The sequence below is a fragment of the Edaphobacter sp. FHG110511_03 genome (genome assembly GCF_059115365.1).
Genome location: NZ_JBZYWL010000018.1, coordinates 1 through 26,579, shown reverse-complemented (window position 1 = coordinate 26,579; position 26,579 = coordinate 1). Strand labels below are relative to the sequence as shown.

At 53.5% G+C, this 26,579-nt stretch carries 15 protein-coding genes; 4 read left to right on the top strand and 11 right to left on the bottom strand.

Features of this window, described 5'->3' with window-relative positions; translation table 11 throughout:
* Positions 1–511: 511 nt before the first annotated feature.
* From AC5S26_RS28990 to AC5S26_RS28955, 8 genes are all read right to left on the bottom strand, one after another.
* Entirely contained in the window at positions 512–1,492 is a 981-nt protein-coding gene (locus tag AC5S26_RS28990; RefSeq protein WP_494188429.1) for a hypothetical protein, read from the bottom strand.
* Positions 1,493–1,921: 429 nt separating this feature from the next.
* Entirely contained in the window at positions 1,922–3,154 is a 1,233-nt protein-coding gene (locus tag AC5S26_RS28985; protein ID WP_494188428.1) for an efflux RND transporter periplasmic adaptor subunit, read from the bottom strand.
* Between the two features lie 78 nt (positions 3,155–3,232).
* Entirely contained in the window at positions 3,233–6,421 is a 3,189-nt protein-coding gene (locus AC5S26_RS28980; RefSeq protein ID WP_494188427.1) for an efflux RND transporter permease subunit, read from the bottom strand.
* 2 nt (positions 6,422–6,423) lie between these two features.
* Positions 6,424–7,959: a TolC family protein gene (locus tag AC5S26_RS28975; RefSeq protein WP_494188426.1), complete on the bottom strand. Its 1,536-nt coding sequence runs from the start codon at positions 7,957–7,959 to the stop codon at positions 6,424–6,426.
* A 467-nt stretch (positions 7,960–8,426) separates the two neighbouring features.
* Positions 8,427–9,344 carry a sensor histidine kinase gene (locus AC5S26_RS28970; protein WP_494188425.1) on the bottom strand — a complete coding sequence of 306 codons (918 nt, stop codon included), beginning with the start codon at positions 9,342–9,344 and terminating at the stop codon, positions 8,427–8,429.
* 271 nt (positions 9,345–9,615) lie between these two features.
* Complete coding sequence (locus tag AC5S26_RS28965; protein ID WP_494188424.1) at positions 9,616–10,008, bottom strand: cupin domain-containing protein; 393 nt, start codon at positions 10,006–10,008, stop codon at positions 9,616–9,618.
* A gap of 242 nt (positions 10,009–10,250) precedes the next feature.
* A complete protein-coding gene (locus AC5S26_RS28960) occupies positions 10,251–10,886 on the bottom strand; it encodes an RNA polymerase sigma factor (protein ID WP_494188423.1) in 636 nt (211 codons plus the stop codon).
* A 1,198-nt stretch (positions 10,887–12,084) separates the two neighbouring features.
* Complete coding sequence (locus AC5S26_RS28955; protein ID WP_494188422.1) at positions 12,085–14,757, bottom strand: TonB-dependent receptor; 2,673 nt, start codon at positions 14,755–14,757, stop codon at positions 12,085–12,087.
* Positions 14,758–15,602: 845 nt separating this feature from the next.
* Between AC5S26_RS28955 and AC5S26_RS28950 the strand changes: the two genes are divergently transcribed.
* From AC5S26_RS28950 to AC5S26_RS28940, 3 genes are all read left to right on the top strand, one after another.
* The gene (locus AC5S26_RS28950; RefSeq protein ID WP_494188421.1) at positions 15,603–18,749 is read left to right on the top strand and encodes a sensor histidine kinase; all 3,147 of its coding nucleotides are present in this window, start codon (positions 15,603–15,605) and stop codon (positions 18,747–18,749) included.
* Between the two features lie 375 nt (positions 18,750–19,124).
* Positions 19,125–19,754 (top strand): response regulator, encoded by a 630-nt coding sequence (locus AC5S26_RS28945; protein WP_494188430.1) that lies wholly within the window; start codon positions 19,125–19,127, stop codon positions 19,752–19,754.
* A 734-nt stretch (positions 19,755–20,488) separates the two neighbouring features.
* Positions 20,489–21,595 (top strand): sigma-54 interaction domain-containing protein, encoded by a 1,107-nt coding sequence (locus AC5S26_RS28940; RefSeq protein ID WP_494188420.1) that lies wholly within the window; start codon positions 20,489–20,491, stop codon positions 21,593–21,595.
* An 871-nt stretch (positions 21,596–22,466) separates the two neighbouring features.
* Here the strand turns inward: AC5S26_RS28940 and AC5S26_RS28935 are convergent.
* From AC5S26_RS28935 to AC5S26_RS28925, 3 genes are all read right to left on the bottom strand, one after another.
* The gene (locus AC5S26_RS28935; RefSeq protein WP_494188419.1) at positions 22,467–22,838 is read right to left on the bottom strand and encodes a single-stranded DNA-binding protein; all 372 of its coding nucleotides are present in this window, start codon (positions 22,836–22,838) and stop codon (positions 22,467–22,469) included.
* A gap of 514 nt (positions 22,839–23,352) precedes the next feature.
* On the bottom strand, positions 23,353–23,634 hold the full coding sequence (locus AC5S26_RS28930; protein ID WP_494188418.1) for an SOS response-associated peptidase family protein: 282 nt from the start codon (positions 23,632–23,634) through the stop codon (positions 23,353–23,355).
* Positions 23,635–23,637: 3 nt separating this feature from the next.
* Positions 23,638–25,125, bottom strand: a complete 1,488-nt coding sequence (locus AC5S26_RS28925; protein WP_494188417.1) for a SulP family inorganic anion transporter — start codon at positions 25,123–25,125, stop codon at positions 23,638–23,640.
* A 614-nt stretch (positions 25,126–25,739) separates the two neighbouring features.
* Here AC5S26_RS28925 and AC5S26_RS28920 point away from each other — a divergent pair.
* Positions 25,740–26,294, top strand: a complete 555-nt coding sequence (locus AC5S26_RS28920; RefSeq protein ID WP_494188416.1) for a helix-turn-helix domain-containing protein — start codon at positions 25,740–25,742, stop codon at positions 26,292–26,294.
* Positions 26,295–26,579 lie beyond the last annotated feature (285 nt).

Sequence of the window (26,579 nt, the reverse complement as noted above, 5' to 3'; positions counted from 1 at the left end):
ACTCTGAATACCTTCACAAACTACAACAACCGTCTTGCTGACACAGAGATCGATTATCCTGTTGTGCAGCTCGAGCTCGAGGTTCTATCGATTCGATAATCTAGGTAGACCGGGAGACTCAATAAGTGACGATTTTAGTGAGCGCAACCGAACGTCGTAACCCAGCCACGTCCGATCTCACTCCGTCTGGATATGTTTCATCATTTCGTCTCTGAGAGATGATGAAACACCACAAGGCTGTTCTGCAGCGCTGATAACGAAGGGCTTACGGCAGCGATGTTTTGCACAAGGCCCTGAACCACGCCGCGCCCTTCTCATCAAACAATCCGGCCTCTATCTTCCCAGATACTGATTTTCAATGAGGAGATCTATGTTGCAGAGTTAAGAAGCATGGATCTCTACTAAGTAGAGATGTCCATAGTCGTCGTATAGCAGGAATAGGATAATCACAGTTGCGTGGAGAGTGATCGCTACTGAAGTCACACACGTTTGCGGAGAATATAGTCCAGTATCAGATCCTGTAGTGGAATCTTCTCAACCATGAGCTTTCCCGGAGTCTGCTGTAAGCCCAGAAGTACGACATGAGAGCAATTGTTCCGATCAATACCGATACTGGATATCTGTAGTTCGGAGCTTTCATTACGAACGGTAGTATTCCGACTGTCAGCGCCGGGGGCATATGTACCTTGAATATCTTCAGGATTGCAATCGAACAGAGCATCGTCACGACGACACCGACAAAATCAGCATGGAAGACATGGCAGAATCCAAGCCCAACCGTAGCGGTAGCAAAACTAATCAACGGGAATAGGATGGGCCGCGCCATCCAACCCGGCACTTCCGGATGTCCGAGAATCTCATAAGCTACGACGATTAGCGGAGGAAAGATCAGAAAGAAAAGGCCGGTGATCTGGGCGAACCCCGCTAATAGCAATACAAAAACCAGCAGCGCTCCGCGCCAAAGACGATCTTGAGGAGGTGCCTCGAGGGCATCTATAATTTTCGAATCAATTTCATCTTCGCTTGAAAGAATGTAGTCCTTAGGGGTATATCGCTTCCATACTAATAAGACCAATACAAGTAGGCTCAGGCCCGCAAAAACCGCAGCGGGATAGATCCAGCTTCGCTCGCCGAGAACCATGGGAAGCACACCTGCAGAGATTGCGGGTGCAATCGTAGATTTCAGTAGCTTGATAACGAGAAGGCTGATCACCACGATCAAGGTAAGAGCCAATGCGTTGAAGTCTGTATGACGCACCACAAATAGACCAAAGAATGCAGTGATTGTCGGCGTCAGAACGAGCTGCCATGGTTGGTTCGCCCATATTCCTCGCGGTCGCGTGAAAACGTCATGCGAAAGTGCTGTAAGTTCAGGGAATAGCAGCAGCGGGAAGCCTATCTTTACGGCAGAAAGAGCGAGAGCTCCCATGTAGATCAGAGCGATTATCTCACCCTGAATTACAGCTACGTGTTGTTTGCGGGCGGCTTGCATACATCTCCATACGGATGTTCTGTCTGATTAGCGAGTTGATCGTGGATATGAAGTTGGAAACGGCACCTCGCTTGGAGAGCTCACTTTCTAAGCGGAAGAAGATCGATCAGTGATTGGAGACAAAACCCGCTAAACACGGACTCTGACGTAGATCTCGTCGACATGGCCCGGACCTGTTGGGCGACGCCGGGCTCGGCACAGGACGTGTCTCGACTTCAGGCGCGTAGCATTGAACCCAGGAATACAGCGTGGTGTGTCATCCAGGACGACCTGAGCTGACTCCCTGCTTGAGAATTCATATCAAATGTAACTCGTCTCTCGAATTTACTTGTGTCTGTTTGAGTCGCTTGTATCGAATCGTCTGAATTGTGACATATTTTACTGGCCCTCTGCGATTCTGACTGGCAACCTAATGGGTCGGCTACTACTTTAAGGTTGTGGAGGAAGCTCGATATGCGAAACGATCTTTACCCTTTCATTGTCGCGAATACTGTCATTTACATTGGCAATCAACGAATCACCAAAGATAACCCCATCGCCCACTTCGATTTCGGGGCCATAATCTCGGATTACGTTGATGGTTCTAAAATGAGCTACACCTTCTTTCACAATCACGACCTGATCCCCCGCCGGAGAAGCAACCAGGGTATTTGCCGGGATGAGAATTGGCGGCTTCGTTCGCTCGAGATCAAATCGAACCTGGGCATACATGCCCGGCAACAACTCACCCTTTGGATTGCCGATCTGAACTTCCGTGCGCATGGTACGTGAGGTGATGTCGATAGCGTTGGCAAAGCGCGTGACGGTTGCAACGAAATCATGATCAGGAATCTCGCGTACGTGTATGGAGCAAGTCTGTCCGACGTGGATGTATTCGGAGTCCGCCTGCGGCACATCGACGAAGATTCTCATCGTGTCGAGCTTTCCCAACCTGTAGAGCATCGCGATATTTGCATTACTGCCCGAACTTACCAAGGATCCGATATCGATATTGCGTGCGGTAATGACTCCAGCAAACGGTGCGACGACACGCTGGTAAGACACAAGCTCTCGAAGGCGCTGAACACGTGCTTCGTTGACGCGAATCGCGTCCTGAGTCGCACGCTCCTTCGCCTGCGAGGCGATCATGTCCGCTTGACGCGCCATATAAGTGGACTGCGCCTGATCTGCTTCCTGCTGCGAGACGACATTTCGGACGACAAGATCCTGCCAGCGCCTGTTAGTGACATTGGCAATGAACAGATTTGCTTTTGCCTCATCCGTGCCAGCTTTCGCCGCTGCGTAATCAGATCGGCTCTGGGCCAGTGCTTCTTTCGTCACCTGCAGTTCCTGATCTGTCTCTCGGGAGCTGATCACGACTAACAATTGCCCTGCACGCACGCGATCCCCGATATCAACCAGCCTTTTCTCTACATAGCCGTCTGACCGGGCATAAATGGAAGCTTCGGTTATGGGCTCTATATTCCCGGGAAGAGCAAGTGGCAACCTGGGGTTGCCAGGACGCACGACATAAGTAGCCACGTCCGGGACGGAACCTTTGCGCTGTCGAGCCGCTTCCTCGGCTTCCTTTGAATGCCTGGTTCGCGGGATATAGCCCAACGCCAGCACCCCGACAACAATGAGAACGCTCACAGAACCGATTTTGATCATGCGAGAACGCATAGTAGCCTTGCCTGGAGAGACATAAAGCGTCCCTGCCTATTGGGATCGATGCTCAGATTGGGTAAAGGATCTGCATCCTCAGTCATAAAGCAGCTCCACGTCGTCTTCTTCTGATTTCTTTGAAGGCCTTCGCAAAAGGCTGTAGATGGTTGGAACGAGAAATAACGTGGCGACGATAGCAACCGTCAGCCCACCAATGACGGCGCGACCAAGCGGCGCATTCTGTTCTCCACCTTCGCCGAGGCCGAGCGACATGGGCAGCATGCCGATAATCATGGCCAGCGCAGTCATCAGTACTGGACGCAAGCGGACAATACCAGCCTCATAAGCTGCTTCCAGTGGAGTCTTGCCCTTTTCTAACTGCTCATTGGCGAAGGTCACCAGAAGAATGCTGTTGGCCGTTGCCACGCCTATACTCATAATGGCTCCCATCAGGGATGGCACGTTGAGGGTAGTTTGGGTGATATAGAGCATCCAGATAATTCCTGTAAATGCTCCAGGCAGTGCCATCATGATGATCATTGGATCTAGCCAACTCTGAAAGTTCACAGCCATGAGGAGGTAGACCAAAGTTATTGATAGCAACATGCCAAAGCCGAGACGCAGGAACGAAGAACGCATGGTTGCAACTTGACCACGCGTTTCGATTCGCGTACCGCGTGGCAGATGCTTGTCTGCATTCGCAATGATCTGGTCGACTTCGTGTGAGACACCCCCCAAGTCGCGTCCCTGTGTCGAGGCAAGAACGTCAAACACGGGCTGAATGTTGTAGTGGCTGACAGCAGCTGGAGATTCTCTACGATTTACCGTCGCCACATTTCTCAGCAATTGGGGGAAAGTAGACTGATGGGTGGATGACGTCAGTGGCGTATTTGCAATCGCCGCGACAGTGTTAATCCAGCGTGTAGGCGTTTGCACGGCAAAGTTGTAACTCACACCGTTGTCCCAGTTCAACCAGAAGTTTGGGGCAGTCTGCATGCTGGAACTGAGAGAAGTTAAAAGGCTAGTGGCTATATCCTTCTGCGTCAGACCGACTTCATCGGCACGTGTGCGGTCTACATTTACCCGTAGCTCCGGATAATCGATAACCTGATGCAGGTGCACATCTGCTGCACCGGGGATTTGAGAGATCTGTCTGCGGAGATCGCTTGCCAGCTCGAAATTCGCTTTCTTGTTCGGACCGGAGATCTGAACGTCAATGGGTGCCGGCAACCCGAAGTTGAGAATCTGGTTGACGATGTCAGGAGACTGGAAGAAAAACGTTGTTCCCGGGAACTTTTGGGGTAGAACTTCTCTCATTTTCTTCATGTATTTCCAGGTGTCACCATGTTTGCGGTGATCCTTCAGAGAGATGAGTATCTCGCCATCGAACGGGCCGAGTGTCTCTGTATCGGAGAAAGTGAGATTGATCGATACCGCAGGCAGACCAATATTGTCGAGTTCAGTATCAAGCTGGTCGGACGGAATGATTTGACGGACCTGGTCTTCAACCTGCGCAAAGAGTTGTTCAGTACCTTCCAGACGTGTACCTGTGGGAGCACGCACGTGGAGGCGAATGAGCCCAGCATCGACTTGAGGAAAAAAGTCTTCCCCAAGACGCGGCATCAGGAGGATCGAGAACAACGCCAACGCTCCAATCCCTAAAACAGGTACAGCTCGATGGGCCAAAATCCAGGTCAGTATTCGCCCATACGCATTGCGGAGCTTGAGGAAATACCGGTTGAAGCCGTGATGGACCCGCCAGATTATGCCATCGCCCATTTCCTCGCCATGTTTGTACAAACCTGTCTCACTGCGCAAAAAGTAGTGCGAAAGAACAGGAACCAGCGTGCGAGAGAGAATGTAAGAGGCAAGCATGGCGAATACCACTGCCATAGCCAGAGGAATGAAAAGAAACTTCGCGGCCCCCTCAAGAAATACGACTGGTACAAACACGATGCAGATGCAGATTGTGGAGACGAATGAGGGTACGGCAATCTCCGCGGAGCCGTCCAAGATCGAACGGATCAGTGAGCGACCCTCTGCCAGGTAGCGATGGATGTTTTCAATTGCCACTGTGGCGTCGTCCACCAGCATGCCAACAGCAAGCGAGAGTCCGCCAAGTGTCATGACATTAATCGACTGTCCCAGTGCCTTCAGAACGATCATGGAAGCAAGAATGGACAACGGAATAGAGAGAGAAACGATCAAAGTGCTTCGCCAGCTGCCAAGAAACAGCAAGATCAGCAGTCCTGTTAGAGTGGCGGCGATCGTGGCTTCGCGAATCACGCCCTGTACGGCTGCCATCACAAAGAGTGACTGATCAAACAATGGTTTGATCTCAAGCCCCTCGGGTAGCGTTGACCGAATGTATGGCAACAGACTGCGAACATTCCTGACCACATCCACGGTGGACGCCCCGCCAGCACGCAGAATGGACACAAAGGATCCACGCTGACCATTGAGGCGCACAACATTTTCCTGTACCGCCGATCCATCGTGGGCATGCGCGACGTCGCGGACATAGACTGTGGCGCCATTTACTTGCTTGATGGGAAGATCATTGAGCGCCCCAATTATTTCCGGACTGCTGTTCAGGCGAACATTATATTCACGGTTGCCGATCTTCGCTGTTCCTGCAGGAAGAATCAGGCTTTGAGCATTGACTGCGTTGATGACATCTGCAGGAGAAACCCCTTTGGCATACATTTCGTCCGGATCCAGATCGACCATTACCTGCCGCACTTTGCCGCCCGCGGGCAATAGAACAGAAGCTCCCTTGACCGTCGCGAGGTTATTGCGAAGAAAATTAAATCCGATATCGAAGAGTTGACCTTCGGAGAACTTTTTGCCTCCAAGCGCGAGTTGAAGAATCGGCACGCTGGCGGCGTTGTAGCGAATAAGGTATGGAGGATATATTCCGGGCGGAAGGAAACGTGTGACGGTACCGGAGATTGCATTCACCTCCGCCACTGCGGAGGCCACGTCCGCGCCCTGGTGAAAGTAAATCTTAATCACGCTGACACCGTTGTAGGATTGCGACTCGATGTGGTCAATATCATTCACCGTTGTCGTATATGCACGTTCAACAACGGCTGTGATCCGGTTTTCCATTTCGTCGGCCGACATTCCTGAATACGTCCAGATGGCCGAGACAACGGGTATGTCAATCTCGGGGAATACATCGGTCGGCATGTTCAGGATCGAAATAATTCCAAAGATGGCAAGAAGCACGGCCATCACGATGAACGTGTAAGGGCTGCGTAGCGCGGTACGAATGAGCCACATAACTACTTCCCTTTCAAAAAGGCGGTCAGATGGGTGGCCGCGACTCCGGTTGCACGGGCTAGATCCAACTTCGTAACGTTGTACCCGAAGAGACTATTGATGTAGTTTTCATCAGCATCGGCGACGGCCTGCATCGCCTGTACGACCTCAAGGTTGGTAGACACTCCAACACGGAAGCGGTCGTTGACATCAGAGAGGCCACGTCGAGCAAGTTCGCGGTTGCGCTGAGCGACACTGACGCTCTTGTCAGAAGACTCTAGATCGAAGAGGGCGTTGCGGACGTCATATTCCACACGTCCCTGGAGGTCCGCATATTCAGCTCGGCGCAGTCTAAGGAGCGCGTTGGAGGCTGCAATGTCAGATTCGATACGCCGACCGGTAAAGATGGGGATGCTAAGGTTGGCGCCTACAGAATAAGTCTGGTGGATATCGCCGGGGTTCGGGCCCATTGCTCCGTAGGCTGCCGCTATCGCCAAAACGGGCAGGCGCTGGGCGGACTGAGCTCGCTTGGTATCCTCGGCAGCGCGAAGTCTTGCAGCAGCGCTTTGCAGATCCGACCGTTGCTCAAGAGCCTGCCGAACTACAATGTCCGCTTCCGGTTTCGACAAAGGTTCGTAAGGCAGATCGTCGCCGACGTCAAAGTCCCGGTCGAGATGCAGGCCAATGATACGCGCAAGCGTCAGCTTATCTTTGGCAAGCCCCGTCCGCGCAATGGTTACTCTTTCTTCCGCTGTCTGTCGTGCGACCTGGGAACGGATCCCGTCGATCTCCGGACTCACCTTCTCACGAACGCGCTCCAGGGTGAAGTCATCAAAGACTGCAATGGCATCGAGTTCAGCAGTCACCGCTTGCAGGCGAGCCTTGCTTGCGACCACTTGAAGATATGCGCTGCCCACCGCTAAAACCACAATGTCCCTCGAGTCTGCCACGGCCGCGATGGAAGCCTTTTGTTCACCGGCAGCCGCTTTGGCCAGATGGCGCGACTGCTCATCGAAAAGATTCTCAGTTGCGGTGAACCCCGCGTACTGATAATTGAAAGGTCCTACTGTAAGGGGGAAGGGGACCGTCGCGCCAATGGAAGGGACGGAGAAACGTATCTTCTCTGCTCCTGTTGGGATGGCGCTGTACTTCGAAAACTCCTCGCGTGCATTGGCGGCAATCTGTGGGAAAAGCACGGAGAGAGCGCGCATGCGCGCCGCTCGGGCAACGGTGCTACCCTCCCGGCTATCGATCAGACCGAGGTTGTATCGAAGACCGCACTGAACCGCATCGTTCAAAGAGAGTTGAAGGGTATTACCTCGGATATCACACTCAGGAACACTGCCCAGAAACGGGTTTTGTTTCTGAGCGGCAAGTGCACCCGGGTTTGTAGTGTTTGCGGCTGGATTGATGGGATGCGGCGTAACGATTGTGTTGGAGAGTGAATTGTAGTCACTGCCGACACTCTGCGCGAGACCTCGCGAAACAAATGTTATCAAGATCACGATCAACATGATGAGTCCCGGAAGTAACCGCGTATAAGTGAGTGTCGGTTTCATCGAATTCATCTCTGTTGGAGTGGAGTTAGTAATATTGCGCTCGACGGGAAAATGAGACAGGTGGCTTCATCTTCCGGTCTCCAGCTTCCTTCTTGTTAGTATTGCAGCGCGTGTCAAAGACAAAGAATCGTCGCTGCTGCTGAGGCTCTACCAGCCGTTGCCTCTGATGTCTTAATATGTTGCTGCATTCAATTTCCTTGCTTTAAGCTCCTTCATTTCTATGAGCGCCAATCACAGTTGCTGATTCTTTATGAGAAGTTCGCGGATCCAATGCTGCAGGCTTCGAAGTCGGCTCTGCCACTCAGTATGTGAATCATATGACGGATTGAAGATACCTATCTCCAGCTTCTTCGTTGAGCCTTCCGCTACAAGATCTGAGAACATGACCAACTGGAACTACGACCACGGTATGGTTTATCGATTTGACCGGCCGTCTTGAAAGAATGAAATTCTAGATAGCCAGGTAGTCATGTTGATCCCAACGTACGGTCATTCGCTTGGTGCCGGAAGTCCGCAATCGCGCCGTAGCGCCCTACCATCGTGGAGCCACTATCCAAACCAATACCAGATTTACTAATTTGGTCTACTAGTCTGTTCTTGATCAGACTCAGCGTGAATGCCGTCCTCTCTCGAGTCGATTTCTCGAGGTAGACGTCACCACCATGTTCCCTAGCTATTCGGCGTGCCAGGGTGAGCCCCAGGCCTGTTCCGTTGGGTTTTCCTGCGGTCACGAACGGATCAAACAATGTCCTCCGGACAGAGGCATGTATACCGGGACCATTGTCGATGATTGTGATGTAGATCCGTTCATCGACTTCGGTAAGGTGGACCTTCACTTCCGGCACATGAATCGAGCGCATCGCAGCTTGGCAGGCATTGAGCAGTAAGTTATATATGGCACTTTCAAGATTCCTCGCCTCGATGTCTGCTTCCGTCGCCGGCAACTTGCCAACTGTGATGAACACGTTCCGCCCGTCGGGATGAGACTTCACGGCCGCAACGGCTTTCTCAACAACCAATGAAACGCGCTCATGGACATGCGCGAATTTCCGTCCGCTCCTAGCGAATTGGAGTAGTGAATCAATGCGTCCTGTCATCGCGAGCACTGCTTCTTGAATTTCGAACACCAAATCAGCCCGCGCGAGCGCACATAGATTCTGGCGCTCGAGGAACTCGGAGTTCGCATAGATCGCCGCGAGTGAGTGGCGCATATCGTGGGAGATCGAGCATGCCATCCTGCCGATTGCCGACATCCTCTCTACCTCCATCAGTTTGCTTTGTGCACACCCCTGCGGTTCGTTTCGCAGATCCAGACCGATGCCCTTATCAAACATGAGAATATTGGCGCGATCTGAAATCGTTGTTCCCCTACGGTGTGTTCTCACAGTTCCCCCTTTTGATTTCTGTTCTTGTGACTCGGCAAGGTGTGGCACTTACTCGGGCGAAACTCACTCTTTTGTCCGGATGATTAGCTTGTTCTTTCTCTTCTCACTTGCTAAAGGCATCGCTACAGGTCTCAGGTCACTTGGGAGGACAGGCAATCTCTGTCCATTTCGCCGCGGAGCGCGCTTTTGCAGATTCGTACTCACCTCCACGTAAGCAACATCGCTTCAGGCAAGGTGTTTTACCGAAAAGCTGCGATCCACGACCCTGAGGCTAGGGAGAGGGAGTGAGGACTGGTTCCCTTTCGTTCTTGATGAAAAACACGACGAACCTCGCTGGTGTGGCCTTGCTTACATTACGGTGCACGGTGTGAACGTCTTCAGGCGATTCGTAAAAGACCTGTCCCGGGCCGAGCCGCTTAAGCGTACCTCCGCGAACTTGCATCTCAACTTCTCCTTCCAAAGCGTATACGACCGCATGAGCATTATGTCCATGGATCGCCTCGACGGCTCCCGGGGCGTAATTGACGGTAACAACTTGAATCTCTTTACCGGGTGTTTCGGGTAACTTCTTCGTCAGGATTGTACTCACTGTTTGGGTGTGTGTTGGCGTGCCGATCAAGCCAAGGCCCAATAGAGTGAAGATAACTTTCTTCACGTTATGCATTTGTCTTATCCTTTCACGATGACGCTCTCTGATGACTATCGGATTAACCAGGCCTTGTTGACCTGCTGATAACAACACCCCTCTTCTCCCATCTTTACGTTCCGAATTGCTAATCGGAGTCTGCGAAGAGGGAGATGCAGCCATCCCGTCGCAGGCATTGGGAGGCTTTATAACCTCGGATGAGACGTTCACAGATGCCAGCGAGGAGCTGTTGAAGTAGTGGTATTCATGTTCAAGTCTCCTCAACTCGTGGTGTTCGACGGCCTGATCAATTTGCGAGTTGTTCTGGATAAGTCATTGGTCAGGATCCGTTGTGCTCGTGATAAACGGGCCTTTGCAGCTGGGATTGAAATACCCGTATCCACGGCTAGTTCCCGCACTGAGCCACCTTTGGCGTATCGCATCTCAATGCACTTGCGAAGAGCTGGTGATAGCCGCTGGATGGCGTCTCTGAGATGACCTCTCCTTTCATTCTGTAAGCAGACGTTCTCTGGGTTAGGAGCTAAGTCTGCATACTGCATGCGAGTCGCATTTTCATTCTCCAAGTTTGCATCAAGCGAAATGTCGGGAACCTTGCGTCTTTTGCGCAGCGTCATAAGAGCGGTATTCTTAGCAATGACTGTAAGCCAGGTCGAAAAGCTGGATCGCCCATCGAATGTACTCAGGTGAGTGAAGGCCTTCATCAAAGCTTCTTGCAAAGCATCTTCGGCATCCTCTTTGTTCTTGGTTATTCGTGTCAGCACGCAGATCAGCATCGGCGTAGAACGCTCCGATAGTTCAGCGAACGCTGAATGCTCACCTAGTTTCGCGGATGATACCAAGCATTCGTCGCTGCATAGCTCCAGTGCCTTCCATGTACGGTAACCGCTTCGCTTCATGATGCCTCCTCAGGACAATCTTCTTTGTTGGTACCCCGCCATAATCGGCTATTCTGTGCAATTCGCGTTCCATCTGCCTGGAGGCCCCAAGCAGCGATAGAGAATAAAGAATTATCAGTACGTTTGGGGAGGCGAACATCGCTGTTCATGAGCACGACGCTTCAATTAATGAGAGGACTGTCATCTTATCGACACTTGTGACGACTGATAGCCGGCTTGACGTCGCTTTTGACCGCTTACCGTGAAGGCGGACCGCAATTGCAGCAAACAAGGGGGTTGGATTGCTCCAATACATCCTCTCGCTTCCATTCACCGCCTAGGACGAAAGCATCGTTGACGCGTCGTGCATGAAAGCGCATGTGTTAAGTGGGTCTCTGTGTTTTGTTTTTCTCTTAGCCACGTCTTTGCGATGCCTCGGCTGGAGCGACTGTTTGTAGGATCGAATTCTTGCTCTTCCTTTCTCTGCGTTCTAGTCCTTCGTCCTGAGCAAACTCGTCATGCTGTTTCCTCAAGAATCCTGTAGTCGCCCTCGACTCCGGCATGAGCCCATGCTGATCGGCTCCCCTCCGGCTACCCCGAACCGATCGCCGAGCCCTCCATCCGCAACCGTTCCGCCCAGCTTAGAGTTTCATTTGCGTTTGCTGGCCGGGAGATCCTGATCCGCCAGAAGAGCGAGTGCTGGGCGCCTTGGTCACGGCCCGACTCGGCGCAGACCTGCAGCGGGAGTTTCCCGGAGCGAGCGCTTCCGCCCACGCAACCGGGAGTACATGCGCAGCTTGGCCGAGGCTACTGTTGCCTTTGGGTCATCTGCCGATGCCTCTCGACCTGCTCAAGGATAGGAAGGAGCGTGAGTGGTGCCTCCGAGCCGCCGTCGAATGGCTGGAGCCGCAACGTCTTGGTGCTTCAATCAAGACGGGTGCTGCGCCGCTTTGGGCATAAGGCTTAAGCCAATATCGCTCAGATATCTACGCCAAGTATGGGCTCTTGCTCATTGGTCATGAAATGACCGAAAAGCGCGTAAAGGAAGCGGACTTCATGATCCGTCGTAGAAGCTATTGTCTGGCGGGCGCACAAGTCTGAAGTCACCAACAGATTGGGGCTCCTGACGGAATTGGGCAGTATCACTGAATGTGCGGAAGAATCCAAATTATTCCGAAAGTAATACTTCAATTACGCAGAACAGGGGGTCTTCAATCACTCAAAACAGCAGACGCGCCCCAAACTGGATTTGCCGAGATGGATCGCTGTTTTGAATGCCCGCTTGCGGAATCAGGAAACCTGCTACCGGTAGACTAGTGTTGCCATAGGTGTTGGTGAGTCTGACGAAGTTATTGTGATTGAAGATGTTCCCAGCCTCGATCCGACTTTCAAGTTTTAGTCTGCCATAAAGATGAAAGGTGCGCGCTAGGGCAATGTCTGTCCCCAATTGTCGTTTTCCACGGAACGAGTTGCGAGACAGGCCGTAAGGTCGATCGGCAGCAATACCATCTCCGTCGTTATCGATCCCGGTGAGCGGATTAACAGGAAGCCCGGTGGCAGCGATCGTTGTGCCAGACAGCCTGAAGGCCAAGGGAAGGTTCACGATTCCCGTCGCCACGATTCGATGCCGCTGAAAGTAGTCGGACGGTCCAGTCTCACCCTCGTCTACTCCCCATACGTTGGGAGTTCCCGTTCCTAAACCGCCGGTGAAGAAGGTGTCAGTAATATTCGAGCTGAGAAGATAGGCTACGAAAAACTGAAAACGCTGACCTACATACCGGGAGATCTGAACTTCCCCCGAAGTGTTGCGGCTATCGCCTGAATTGCTCACCTGCTCTACGTTCGCGACTGAAATCTGCGTACCATCCTTGCGCCTGTAGGTTAAGGACGGGCGAGTTGAATTGGCAGCAGGTGCAGCACGTGTCTGGCCGGCTGCCGTCCGGATAAAAGGGGTCGGCGCGTTCAAATTATCCAGCCGAATCTGGTGCCGAGAGGCCATGTAGACGGCATCTAACTGAATAAGGAAGCCCGCCGGGAGCCGCTGCTCAATTCCCGCCGAAACCTCCATTGTGTATGGATTGCGAAGCGTTGAACTGCTGAGATAGAGATCCCGCCGATCCGTGGCGCCACTAACTAGAGGTGGTGTTGGATAACTGGGGTTTGCGATGGTGTAACTTGCGGTCGTCGCATCCGGCCCCAGGTTCAATGCGTTATGTTGGATCTGTCCATAAATTTGATCATAAAAAAGACCGGCACCTGCACGAACGATGGTGTCCCCCTTGGAAAATGGTCTCCAGGCAACGCCGAGCCGAGGTTGAAGGTTGATCCGGGCAGCGCTAATCGATTGAAAATCGTAACGCAAACCAATGTTCGTAGTCAGACGTGAGGACAGCCTCCAGTCATCTTGCAGAAACGCTGCAAAGAGATCCTGTCCGTATTTCATGAAAGAAATACCCACCGTCTGACTGTAGCGCAATGGTTTCTGATCGGTAGTGGGGGGACCAGCGGCAAACGTATAGGTCCCGAAAGGAGCGCTGATAAGGTTGTTGTTGGTGTACTCACGAATGTATTCCGCTCCATACACAAACGAGTGGCTTCCCGAAGATTTGCTGACTGTGTCTGAAACTTGGTACGTCTGCGTCCTCACATGCTCCGTCGCGGAACCGCCAGTGGTGCTGTAGCTTGGCCGGACGATTGAAATACTAGGAGTTACGGGTGTGTTCCAAAGAGGTAATGCGCTCGCGAACGAGAAGCGAAAATCATTTAGCCACGTTGCGAATACAGAGCGCTGCGTGACCTGCGCCGCAACGCTCTGCTGAACGTCGATCTTTGCAGCACTCGCATGCACAAACCCGCCTACATTGTCATTCAGATTATTCGTTGTGAGGAAATCGCCATTGATGCGAAGTGTCGTGAATTCGCGATCATTCCATTTTCTATCGAGCCGCGTCAGTCCCATCCATGAGTCCTGTCTGCCCTCAAAGAACGTAGCGGCCGGCGATTGAATGAATGCACTGCGGTTCTGGTTAAGTTGCTCATAGGACACAAGGAAGTAAGTCTTGCCACGATTGATGGGACCCCCTGCAGTGCTGCCCCATTGAAGCTTCTCATTCGGAATGTGAAATGTGGAAAGTGGAGGTGCGGCTTGTATACCTGAAGGCCTAATGAAGGCGAAGACTTCCCCGTGGAGCTCGTCTTTACCTGATTTGGTGGATACGAGCACGATCCCCGCGCTTGATCTCCCGTACTGAGCAGGGAAGAGGTTTGTCAGCAACTTGAACTCGCCGATTGCGGACAGCGATACGCTTTGCTGGGGTCCATTGGAGAAAATGACATCGAAGTTTGCGCCGCCATCCAACTGATATTGGGTAAAGCGAAAGGATTGATTGTTAATGGTGAGCCGCGTTGCTGTACGTCCGTCGGACCCTGAACCTGTTGTATTGCGAGCACGCGGATCAAGAATGGCGAACTGAGCCAAACTGCGGCTGGCCGACGGTAACTGGGTGAGTTCGCGACTGTTCAGTGTCCGCGAAAGTTCGGGAGACTCTTTGAGGTCCTGACGAGTGTCAGAGAAGACAGTTATACTTTCCTGCAGGCGATCAACCGTAAGGGTCAGAACGATGGGCGGGGCTCCGGCTACAACGCCCTCCTGTACAGTTCGTGCAAAGCCCAAAGCAGCGACCTGAAGCTGATACCGCGCGCCTGGGATGAGTCCGATCAAAGCAAAGTTTCCGTCATCTTTGCTGGTTCCCGAGGTGGTCCTTCCGGCAGTGTCGGTGACGGTGATTTGCGCCCCCTCGATTGAAACACCATCGGTAGAGTGAAGGACGCCACGGATTTCACTGATGGCTGATACTGGCGCTACAGATGGCGCTATTTGAGCGGTAGCCAAGCAACCGAATGAAGGTAGACACAAGTAGCGAAGAGACATGCGTGCGAGGTGAGATCGAGCCAAGCGAATCATGAAATCCTTTCTGAGGCGAGAGGACGTACTCGCCGCCGCTTGTATTCCGCAGACGCGTTCGGACTACGCGACAGTTGACATTGCAGAGGAAATGGCCATTGTGGCGGGCACGCAGAGTACGCTCGCCCAATGTTGAGATTCGCCTCAATGCGAGAAGCTTATCCAGACCAGCAGCAGAGCCGCCTCAAAAAAACCACTTTACTACAACATGACGATCTACCCGGCCCCGGTGCCGCATCTCGCGAGCGTGCTTTTGAGCCAAAACAAAAATGTTGAGCTCTCAAAGTGCTAAGCTCCTATCCAGCTGATGTGCACCATAAAGAATTAGCCGAAATCAACCCCTTGACAGCTTCTGGCCGGGAGAACATTATCTTGGGGTACCGCAAGAGGATCTTTCCTTGCGATTTTCAGTGAGTCCCTTCGCGCTTGAGAGAATGACCCTCGTTCAGCTGTTCCGAGGAGGGAGGCACAAACCCTTTGACATGCTCTGGTGTTCGCCTAAAACTAAGATGAAGGCTCACACGAGACTTTGAAGATGGATGATAATACAACGGATTGTGCGCCGGTATAGCTCGCGTTGAGGGTGCATACCGACGCCTTACAGCCCATGATCAATGATGCGCGGTCAAACTCGCAGCTCTCTATATACGAGATCACAAGAGTGACGCCGGACGTTGCAATACAACACCGAACCGATGTTGAACTCCCGTTTTAAACAGATGAGGAGGTGGATTTCGGTTCAAGCCTCCGTCCGAGCAATTATAGAGGTACTAGTGGAAGCGCACGGCATCGATTCCGAGAACGTAGCACTAACTGAAGTGGTCGCCTGTAGAGCCATTCGGGAACTACCGTTGAACGGCCTTACCTTGCGCTTTCCTATGGAGAAAGAGGGCGCCATTCGGATGTTCCTTACCTCTATTGCAAGTTTTGTCTCGCGGACTGCTTGCGGCTTCCTTAGCGCACTTGTCTTTGTCCTTCCAGCATTGGCCCTGAACCCTACTAACCAGATCTCGCAGTATGCTCACACTTCCTGGACGAGCGACGCTGGCATCACAGCCGTTCGCCGGATCAAGCAGACCACGGACGGCTATCTCTGGCTGGCAACCCGCGCTGGCCTCTTCCGCTTCGACGGAATCCGGTTTACGGCTTTCAGAGCCGGATCTGACACAGGTCTCGAAAGCAGCACGATGCAGGACCTGCTTGTCGATCCGGATGGCTCGATGTGGGTTGCCACTCTTGGCGGCGGGCTCGCTCACTATCAGGGAGGAAAGTTCCATACGTATACCGTAAGCGATGGCCTCCCCTCCCTCGATATCAATTCATTGCTTCGAGATTCGCGGGGCACTCTTTGGGTAGGAACGCGTGGCGCAGGGATTGCTCGAATGGTCAACGGAAAGTTCGAACAAGTACTCGTTCCGATCCCTCCGAGCCGCATCACCGCGCTCCTTGAAGACGCGAACCATTCTATCTGGATCGCGACCTACGGATTTGGAGCCTTTCGTCTGCAAAATGGAACCATCAGATCCTTCACCATAAAAGACGGACTTCTTGATAACCACGTTAATGCACTTTGCCGTGACCACGCCGGCAGGATATGGATAGCCAGCATTAAAGGCATTAGTTCCTGGGATGGAGCCCGGCTCGTCTCCAACGCAGCTGTCAATGCGACGGTGAGCGGAACTAACTCGTGTATCGAAGATCGCGATCGAAACTTGTGGATCGGAACAACCTCCGGCCTGATTCGCGTTCACGGCACGGAGGTGACCAAAATGGATCGGAGCGCGGGCCTTAGCAGCAACGATTACGTTTGGGATGTCTATGAAGACCGGGAAGGAAATCTTTGGGAAGGAACGCGCGGCGGACTTGACCGTCTACGAGACGGTCAAGTCCAATTCATCGGCCAATCGGGTCCAGTTATCTCTGATGCTCAGGGTGTCTGGACGGTGTCGAATGGACAGATATCGCGAGTGATATCTGGCGGCCGCCGCCCCTTACCAGTATCTCTGCCCAGGAGCGATGCTGTATCCACCGCTTTGTCCAGACCGGATGATGGCCTCTTGATCGGATCTGATAAGGGGGTCTGGATTTGGACCGGTCAGCACATCCGTTCAGTACCGGAATTATCGGGATTAAGTGTGCGTTCCCTTCTCCGGGATCGTGACGGAAGCATTTGGATCGGCACCGCCAATAAAGGACTTCTGCACTGGAGACCGTCTGCGGGATCTCGGACGTTGATTGAGACCGGCGTGCCCGACAAATGGATCATAACCCTTGCCCAAGATGAGGGCGGAGCTGTATGGGCGGGCAGCTTTAGCGGGGGGGGGCTCTATCGCTTGGCCGGCGAAAGAGTGCAACATTTCGGTCGCGACGAAGGCCTTCAATCTACTGTTATTTATTCGGTCTACGTAGATAAGAAGTCCAAGCTTTGGATTGGGTCGGCTGGCGGCCTGAACTGGTTTCAAGATGGGCGGATCCGCACGGTTAACTCTCAACAGGGCCTGCCATCCGACCAGGTTTTCGCAATTCTCGACGACTCGTTCGACCGCATTTGGCTGGAAGGCTATGCCACTATATCTGCGATTGATAAGAAGAGCCTCTCCGAATGGGCCTCCGGAGCGCGCCATAAACTCGAACCGCTTCTCTATCCCTTCCCTCATGAGAGATTTGAAAGTGGTTCCAATACCCAGTTTTCTCCCAACGCCGCCCAAAGCGCCGACGGCCACTTGTGGTTCGCGGGGATTGGCGGATTGTGCGAGGTAACCCCGTCGGACCCCGCCGCTTCGCACACCTCTCAATTCCCTGTGTTGGTTGAAGACATAACCGTGGATGGTATCGCGCATTCCGAGTCCAGCCAAATTCGCATCACCCCAGGGGCGCGCTCGATCGAACTGCGGTATACCGCTCTCACACTTTCGAACCCGGAAGCCGTAAGATTTCGCTACCGGCTTGATGGATTCGACCCTGACTGGGTCGACGCGGGTACACGACGGTTTGCCTTTTACAACAACTTAAGGCCGGGAATCTACAATTTTCGAGTCGCTGCAAGCACTGACCAGAAGCAGTGGCACGAGTCGTCGACGCGGGTCCTCGATCAACTTCCGTTCTTTTATCAAACCTGGTGGTTTACCCTGCTCGCATCCGCGACGATTTTTTCTTTGGTCTTTTTTGTCTACCGCCTTCGCCTACGCCAGGCTGTCGATCGTGTCCAAACCGGTTTCCAGCAAAGAATCGATGAGCGAACCCGCATTGCTCGCGATTTGCACGACACTTTACTACAGAGTTTTCAGGGTGCAGTCATTCAATTCCAGGCAGCTCGCAATTTGCTGCTCCGCGGTGCCGAGAACGCGATGCAGGTTGTAGATGGGGCAATTCAAGCGGCAGAGGAAGGCATAGCGGAGGGATGTGCTGCAATACAGGAACTGCGCGCAGAATCAGACGCGCTGCACGAGCTTCCGGAATTGCTGGAGGCAACTGGGAATCAACTAGTAGACACTCACCGATGGGACGCAAACACTCCGACCTTCAGCCTCACCGTTGAAGGTAAGCAGCGAGTTCTTTCCCTAATGTTTAGGGATGAAATCTACCGGATCTCACGCGAGGCGATTCGAAATGCTTTTGCACACGCTGTCGCCAGCCACATCGAAGTCGAAATCCGCTACGACCAGGATCAGCTTCGAGTCCGTATCCGGGATGACGGCAAGGGGTTCGACCCAAAGGTTTTGAAAGCCGGCGGACGACCTGGACACTGGGGCATCCGGGGGATGTGCGAGCGGACTCAGCATATTGGGGCTCGCCTAGATTTTTGGAGCGAAGTGGGCGCAGGCGCTGAGATACAACTTGCGGTCCCATCGGTGATAGCTTATGAGAAATGTCGTGGTGACCACCCATTCGGGCTATTCCCCGGGAACAAGAAGCGATGAGCGGCATTCCTAACGTGAACATCGCGCCACGATTCACACTATTCCTCCGGTAGAGTCATGGGCTCGATACGAGTTCGATCAGAATTCTCACCGTGGATGCTATCCTCTTCTGCGAAAGAAGGATATGGGCTGCTGGTTCAATTCCGGCGGCGCGCAACAACCATCGATCGAGGCCGAGGTCAATTAAGTTGGCAAGGTTTTCATTTGTGCGACGTAACAATGGAAGAGGCATCCACCGAGATCTGAAGCAGCGCCTGCGTCGCGGACACTAAAGCTTGCCTGATATCCATGAGCGAGCCCACCGAACAGGAGCAGAATAGAATTTATGGAGCGAAGGGGCAAGGCCTCGATCTAGATCGTTCCGGAACCCGACTCATGAGCACCGATCCCAATTTGATCAGAATCCTCACGGTAGATGACCATCCCCTGCTGCGAAAAGGTATCGCGGCATTAGTTAATGCTGAGCTTGACATGAAGCTGATTGCGGAGGCGTCCAACGGACACGAAGCCATCGAAAAGTTTCGATCGCATCGTCCAGACGTGATTTTGATGGATATCCAGATGCCTGGCTTGAACGGTATTGAAGCAATCGAGCGCATTCTGGGCGAGTCTCCGGATGCTCGGATCGTTGTTCTGACGACCTACTCAGGTGATGCGCAGGTGTTACGAGCCCTTAAATCTGGCGTAAGAGCCTATATCCTGAAGCGTCAAGTGCATAGAGAGCTGCTGGAAACAATCCGCGCCGTCCATGCGGGGCAAAAGCGGATACCGTCGGAACTCGCTGCAGAGCTCCTGATTCACGGCCGGGAAGAGCTGACGCCACGCGAACTTGATGTGTTGCAGCTGATCGCCGGGGGTAAGGCCAACAAGGAGATCGCGGAACATCTCTCGATCGGCGAAGCGAGCGTCAAGAGCCACGTAGCGAATATCCTTTCCAAACTAGGGGCCAACGACAGGGCCCACGCCGTTTCGATCGGTCTAAAGCGTGGAATTCTTGAGCTGTAGGTCCCGAATGGGGGAGGAAGTGGGCGTCTTTTGGCCGTTTTGGATCCGTTGTAAAACAGTCACTCTTTCCAGAGGGCTCGACACATGCAACGGCTATTCTCCAATTTCGCAAACGGCTGGCCTGGCATTGGGCTTCTAATCCAACGATTGCTGATTGGCACAGCTCTCCTTCACTACAGTGAGACCCACCTATCGGAAACAAATGATCTTACAATCCTTATTCCTTCCATTTTGGGAGGCGCCGCTGGAACTCTTCTTATACTCGGTTTGTGGACGCCTGGCGCGTGCGTGCTGGGAGCTCTTACTGAAATCTGGAGCACACGCTCGCACGTAGTCGATGTTCGCATTCCCATCATCTTGGCTACGATTGCTATAACGCTGGCAATGATCGGTCCAGGGGCGTGGTCGATCGACGCGCGTCTCTTTGGAAGAAAGCACTTGCAAATTCCGGATCGCTAGATTTTCGTTTCATCCCCAAAAGTCGGGGTTCCTGGTTCCAAAATAGTGACTAAAAGCGACCGAGATATTGAGTCCACGACCTCCGATTGAGGGTTCCCAAAGACTGAACCGTGGTCTACGCTGTCTGGACGAGGTGCAATGATGGCTTCAAGTATCTACCTGAACCAGGGCAACGACGAATTGAAAGACCCCTTCACTACATTTTGCGGCGGCATACGTCGCGACTCCTCAGGGTGCATGCCGCACAACAGCAGGGCGAGTTCGGCGGGAGCAATATGATGGCCTCCCTTTCGAACACATTCCAGGAACCTTCCTCATTTTCAGGAGGTTACGTTGTTCCCGAGCCCAGCATAATGCGGCCATCGCACGAGCGAATTGTTGGACCAGGAAAGCCACTTGAGGACGATTACAAAGAGAAGGACTGGGTTGTCGCGAACGGAATCATTGGCTCTAGCCCAGTCCTACGCCGAATTCTGGAGGAAGCTAAAATTGTCGCGTCGACAGATTCCACCGTCCTCATTCAGGGAGAAACAGGTACGGGGAAGGAACTCATTGCGAGCGCGATTCACAACCTAAGCTCCCGCAGTAGGAATAGCTTCGTCCGCTTCAATTGCGCAGCTGTGCCAGCCGGTCTTCTGGAGAGCGAACTGTTTGGTCATGAAAGAGGTGCCTTCACTGGCGCGCTGACGCGCAAACTGGGCCGCTTTGAACTCGCGGACATGGGTACTCTATTTCTTGATGAAGTGGGAGATATGCCACTAGAAATCCAGGCCAAGCTCCTGCGTGTTTTACAGGAACAGGAATTCGAGCGCCTCGGGGGGACTCAGACGCAGCGAGTCAATGTGCGTGTGATCGCTGCGACCAACTGCAATCTCAAACAGATGATGGCCGACAAGCAGTTTCGCAGCGACCTTTACTTTCGGCTGAACGTCTTCCCAATCACAATCCCGCCTCTTCGCGACCGTCGCGAGGACATCGCCGACTTGGTGGAAGCGTTTGTGAGTCGCTTTTCTAGCCGTATGAACCGGCGAATCGAAATCATTCCCGTTGCAACTCTTGAGGCACTGATGCGTTACGACTGGCCCGGAAACATTCGTGAACTGCAAAACTTTCTTGAGCGCTCGGTCATTTTATCGCCGGGCGCCACGTTGCAGGCTCCTGTCGAGTGTCTCTCTTATATCGTTTCCAATGCGATAAAACCCGACGGAGCCACTACTCTGGAGGAGGCGGAAACCACGCACATCGTGAGGGTGTTGCAGCAGGTCAATTGGGTGGTTGGTGGTCCCAAAGGAGCTGCAAAAAAGTTGGGACTGAAACGTACGACGCTCATCACTAAGATGCAGCGACTGAGAATCATCCGTCCAGAACTGAGCACCGTGTAACCAGTGTGCCCTCCAAGGATGCACGTAGGTCTGCGGTGATAGCGGTAGCGGTTTCCTCTGCGGATACACAGAATGTGGAGCACGTGAGACCTCTCTTAGTGCGCGCAATTCAATATCCCAAGCTGTATGTGCCGTCGTCTCCGTTTGCAAGAGGCATCCCCATGCGGACCCATCCTCGTTCATCCACGCTCCGGTCGGCATCCTGGTGCCGAATGCGAGGCCGCGTGGCCGAGCGAGCGCATAGAGATGAAAAGATGGATTCGGGGATGACCTTCAACACGTCTGCAACCCTCTCTTTGCTTCTTGATCCACCTTAGCGGTTAACCTTTGCCGTCGCCACCAGGCCATCCAAGGTGGGCGCAATCATGTCTGGTGCGCTATCAAAACGATACAATTTAGACAAGTTAGACCGTAAGAGGCAGATCCAGATGAAGATCATCGACGCGCTGGCGCGGTTGGTAGACGCTTTCTGGAAGACCGAGCAGCCGCGCCACCCGACATTCTTTGGCACTATACGAACGCCGCAGGGTTTCTTGGTCTGTCAGTCAGGAAAGCCACAAACACGGAATATCTCAATGACGCATCGGAGCTGCGCTAAGCCAGGCACCTGACTCTGCGCGAAATCAAAGCCCTGCGCCCGAAGGTCGCAGGCCGTGAAGAGCACGAGATGTTGAATATTTTCTGTGACTGCCTCGGCAGCAACGCAACGCGCTCTGTCTTCGTACCTCTTTGTCGGCGGTAAAGAATGAGTTGAGCCAGTGGCGTGCCTATGGCGGGAGTACCGGGAGCTATGCTCTCGGGGCCGAGACAATCAGGTCTGAATGAAACAGGTGGATGACACCTCTTCGATCTCATCCACCCGAGCCGACGGCTACTCGTCGTCGGCTCCATCCGAAGGATCGTCAGCGGCTTCTACTTTCGAGAGCCGCTTCATGTTGAGGGCATGAATCTCAGCGATACGATGCTTGACCGTAAGCCCGTGGACTTCTTCTTCGTACTCGCGATAGCGGAGAGTGCCTTCGAGGGTAATGAGCTGTCCTTTCTGGAGGGTCTTGGCGAATTTGGAGAGATTGCTCCAGGCAAAGACGCGATGCCATTCGGTGCGGGTCTCGTAGTCGCCCTTGTCGTTCTTCCAGCTCTCCTGGGTTGCGATGTTGAGGGTGACGAACTCTTTGTTCTTCTGAGCGGTTTTGGCTTCTGCATTTTGTCCGAGGCGACCGATGAGGATGATTTTGTTGAACATTGGTGTAAGGCTCCGTTTCTTGTGGTTTGTCCGCTGGATGCGGTACACGCTTGCCCAACGGGTGTGTCGTCGCGACCCACTCCCTCGGCGACTGAACGGAATCTGCGGAAAGGGACCCCAGCTTGCCTGGGGCAAGGAGTCCGCACCTATAGAGGCGCATAGCGGATTCTGGGAAGGAGAGCGTGCGTCCGAAGGGCGGGGGTGCTTTGAGCGCGGCACGCTGAACGCAGATAGATAGGCAAATCAGAAGGGAAGCCAGCCCTGTTCAACAGCCTAGCCTCATGTCACGAGTAGCATGAGGCAAATTCAGAATGGAGATTTCATTCCGATGCAAGCGGCGATGAACGCCTGAGGCGATAATGCCCAGAACACGGCAAACGAGAGGCCCATAAATTCAGAGATTCAACTAGTGCTGTGCTTCGAACGTAGTAGGAAGGGGGCGGACACGTCTGCGCAATATTCCTGCGGGGCTTCAACACTATATAAACGGCATTCCTGCTAACGCCCTATATTGTCAAGCAGCGATCTGATAGATGTAGTACGGCAGTTCCTTATCCGAGAGGATGTGCTCAAGCCGCTCCTTGCTCAAGGTGCTCGGTGACAACCATTCCGATAGGTACTGTTCCTGAGTCGTGGCAATGGTGCGCTGGTGCCCAGTCGCCGCAACCTCCGGTGTTGGCTCATCGGTGATAGCCGCAAACGAATCGAGGCCGGGTTTTCCAGGCTGCGTCCAGTGATCCCAGAGACACGCTACGAGCATGTCTTGCTCGGGTTTTGGGTCGATCGTCTGGAACATTTGCTAGACCTCGTCATAGGCAGGTGTAGGCGCGATGCTTACTGCGCCATCTTTGCGACGGAGCAGGCGGTCGCAGTTTTCGCTCAGACCGTGCACGTGCAGGATTTTGCCAGCTTCGCGATAGCGCTTCGCGAGGGCTTCGATTGCCTCCAGAGCTGAGGAATCCATGATCCGCGCATGGTCAAACTCGAGATAGGTGTCGGCCGGATCGGTCTTCGGACTGAAGAAGGCGGTGAACTGGGCGATCGAGGCGAAGAAGAGACTGCCGTGAAGCCTGTATGTCTTGAGGCCGTTGTCTTCGGTGATGTCAGCGTCAAGCTGTTGGGCGTGATCCCAGGCGAAGACGAGCGCGGCGATAACGATTCCTGCGACCACAGCCACAGCGAGATTCGTCAGTACGGTGACGAGCGTAACGAGCAGCATCACTGCCGTGTCGTGCGTGGGAATGCGGACGACATTACGCAGGCTTTGCCAGTTGAATGTCTCCGCTGCGACCACAAACATGACGCCAACGAGTGCGGCGAGCGGGATACGTTCTATGAGACGTGACCCTACGAGGATGAAGGAGAGAAGAAAGGCTCCGGCGGCGATACCGGACAGGCGACGCCTTCCCCCAGCGTTGAGGTTGATGATCGATTGTCCGATCATGGCGCAGCCGCCGATGCCGGTGAACAGTGCGCACGCCACGTTGCCGATCCCCTGTGCCATGGATTCGCGGTTGGGTTCGCCGGTGGTATCGGTGAGTTCGTCAATGAGATTCAGCGTGAGCAGCGTCTCAACGAGACCGATAGTGGCCAGCACCAGGGCGTAAGGAAGCGTGATGCGCAGGGTCTCCAGCGTGTAAGGAAGAGCAGGCAGATGGAAGCGGGGAAGCGCACCGCGTATCGAGGACAGGTCTCCTACGGTCCGTGTATGGATGCCGAAAGCGACTGCACACGTTGTCGCAGCCAAAATGCCTGCCAGTGCAGATGGGAACGCTTTCGTGAGCCTTGGGAGGAAGACCGTTACGGTTACAGTAACGGCGATCAGCGCAAACATTGTGAGCAGGGATGATGAGGGTAGCCAGTGCTGTGTTCCATCCGGCATACGCTGTCGAAGGTGCTGGAACTGAGCGGTAGCGATGATGATGGCGAGGCCATTGACGAAGCCCAGCATGACTGAATGCGGCACCATACGGATAAGCTTGCCGAGGCGGAAGGCCGCGAACAGAAGCTGAAGGATGCCGGTAAGGAGAATGGTTGCAAAGAGGTAGTCGATACCATGCTGGACGACGAGCGCGGCGGAGACGACGGCCATGGAGCCAGCCGCCCCAGAGATCATGCCAGGGCGGCCGCCCAAAATGGCAGCAATGAGGCAAAGGATAAAGGCTGCGTAAAGGCCATTGAGTGGGTTGACGTGCGCCACGAGCGCGAAACCGACAACCTCCGGCACAAGAGACAAGGCGGCCGTAAGGCCCGCGAGGACCTCCGACTGGATAGTTCGGATGTTCACTTCGTACTGCTTTCCGCAAATCTGCGCGCCTCTGCGCGCGGGCGGAAGCTTACGTCTCTGCTGTGGTAATGGTTTGCTGCTCTTCTCGGTGGCTGCGGTGTCCTATGCAGGTCGCGCTCGTAGTTTTAGGATACCGCAGAGCGTCTACTCACGGGACTATTCCTGTGGGGTTCGGTTATCACCGCCACGAATGCAGATCAAGTCAACGCGCACCTGCTGAAATTCGTAAGGTCAGTCCAAGAACGTCGGAAGGCAGCCTGAGTCTTTGTGTAGCCGTTGCGTACTTTTATAGGGCCAATTTGTTTCGAACCTCACAGAGTGGCTATCGCCTTCTGACCGCCCGCCTGTGCATCCGCTTCGTACCTGCCGGCCGATGAGATGAAGATAGAGCTGCTCGAGGCCCGCAATATGCAGCTTCCGTTCAATAGCGCCTAGCCCACCAATCAGCTGACAACCGAGCCGTGTGAGCTGGTAATTTTCACTCGGGCATCTGTTAGTACTATCCTTTTTGCGAAGCAGCTTTGGGCCCAAATTGAGAGTAACTTAGGTGCAAAAAGAAAATAGCGCGGTTAGACATCGCAGGAAATTTGTTGAGCAGGAAAGGAACGAAAGAGATGATTGAAGAAAGCCTGGGCGAATCTCTGCGTGCTTTACGTGAACAACGAGGTGTGTCGTTACGGACACTGGCAGCGCAGACGGATTTTTCGCCGAGTTTTCTTTCGCAAATAGAAAATGGTCAGTGTTCGCCATCTATATCGTCAATGGAGCGTATCGCAAAAGCCTTAGATGTAACGCTCTGGCAGTTCTTTCGCGGTGCAGAATCGGCGAAAGCGCAGATCGTTCGCTCGAACAAGCGTTCTCATTTGACGCTGGAGTGGTCACGAGCCGACATAGAAGGATTGGGATTTTTGGGCGACGGCTCCAAGTTTCAGGCGGTATCGGTCCGCATCAAGCCCGGAGGTATCAGCGGAAAGCACGCCACTTCGTCGATCAGTGACGAGTTCGCGTTCATTCTCGAGGGCCAACTTACCCTCGCCCTGGAAGATGCCGAGCAGGTCGTCTGCGAAGGCGATTCTGTCACGATTCCCGCAGGAGCCCATCGGCAATGGCGAAATGAGACGAATGAATTGGCGCAAATACTCATCGTTTCAGTCAAACTATCCGCTTGACTAAAGCCAAGTTTCTTGCTAGGGTAGGTACCCTACTGTCCAGATATACTGAACAGTAAACGGCTCTGCCCGCAAACGCGATTCCAGAGCAGGCCCCGCCTTTCCTTTGAAGCTAAAAAGACGGGAGGCCCGATGAATAACGAGACTATTCCCTGCAGCCTTTCTTTAGAGCAGCTCGGGCATCATGTGGATATGCATTCGCCGGCTGAAGAAAGCATTGTCAATGATCTTTGTGAAGCATTCGAGAACTCGTGTGTGCCGCTTGCTCAGCGCCTCGAGACCTTC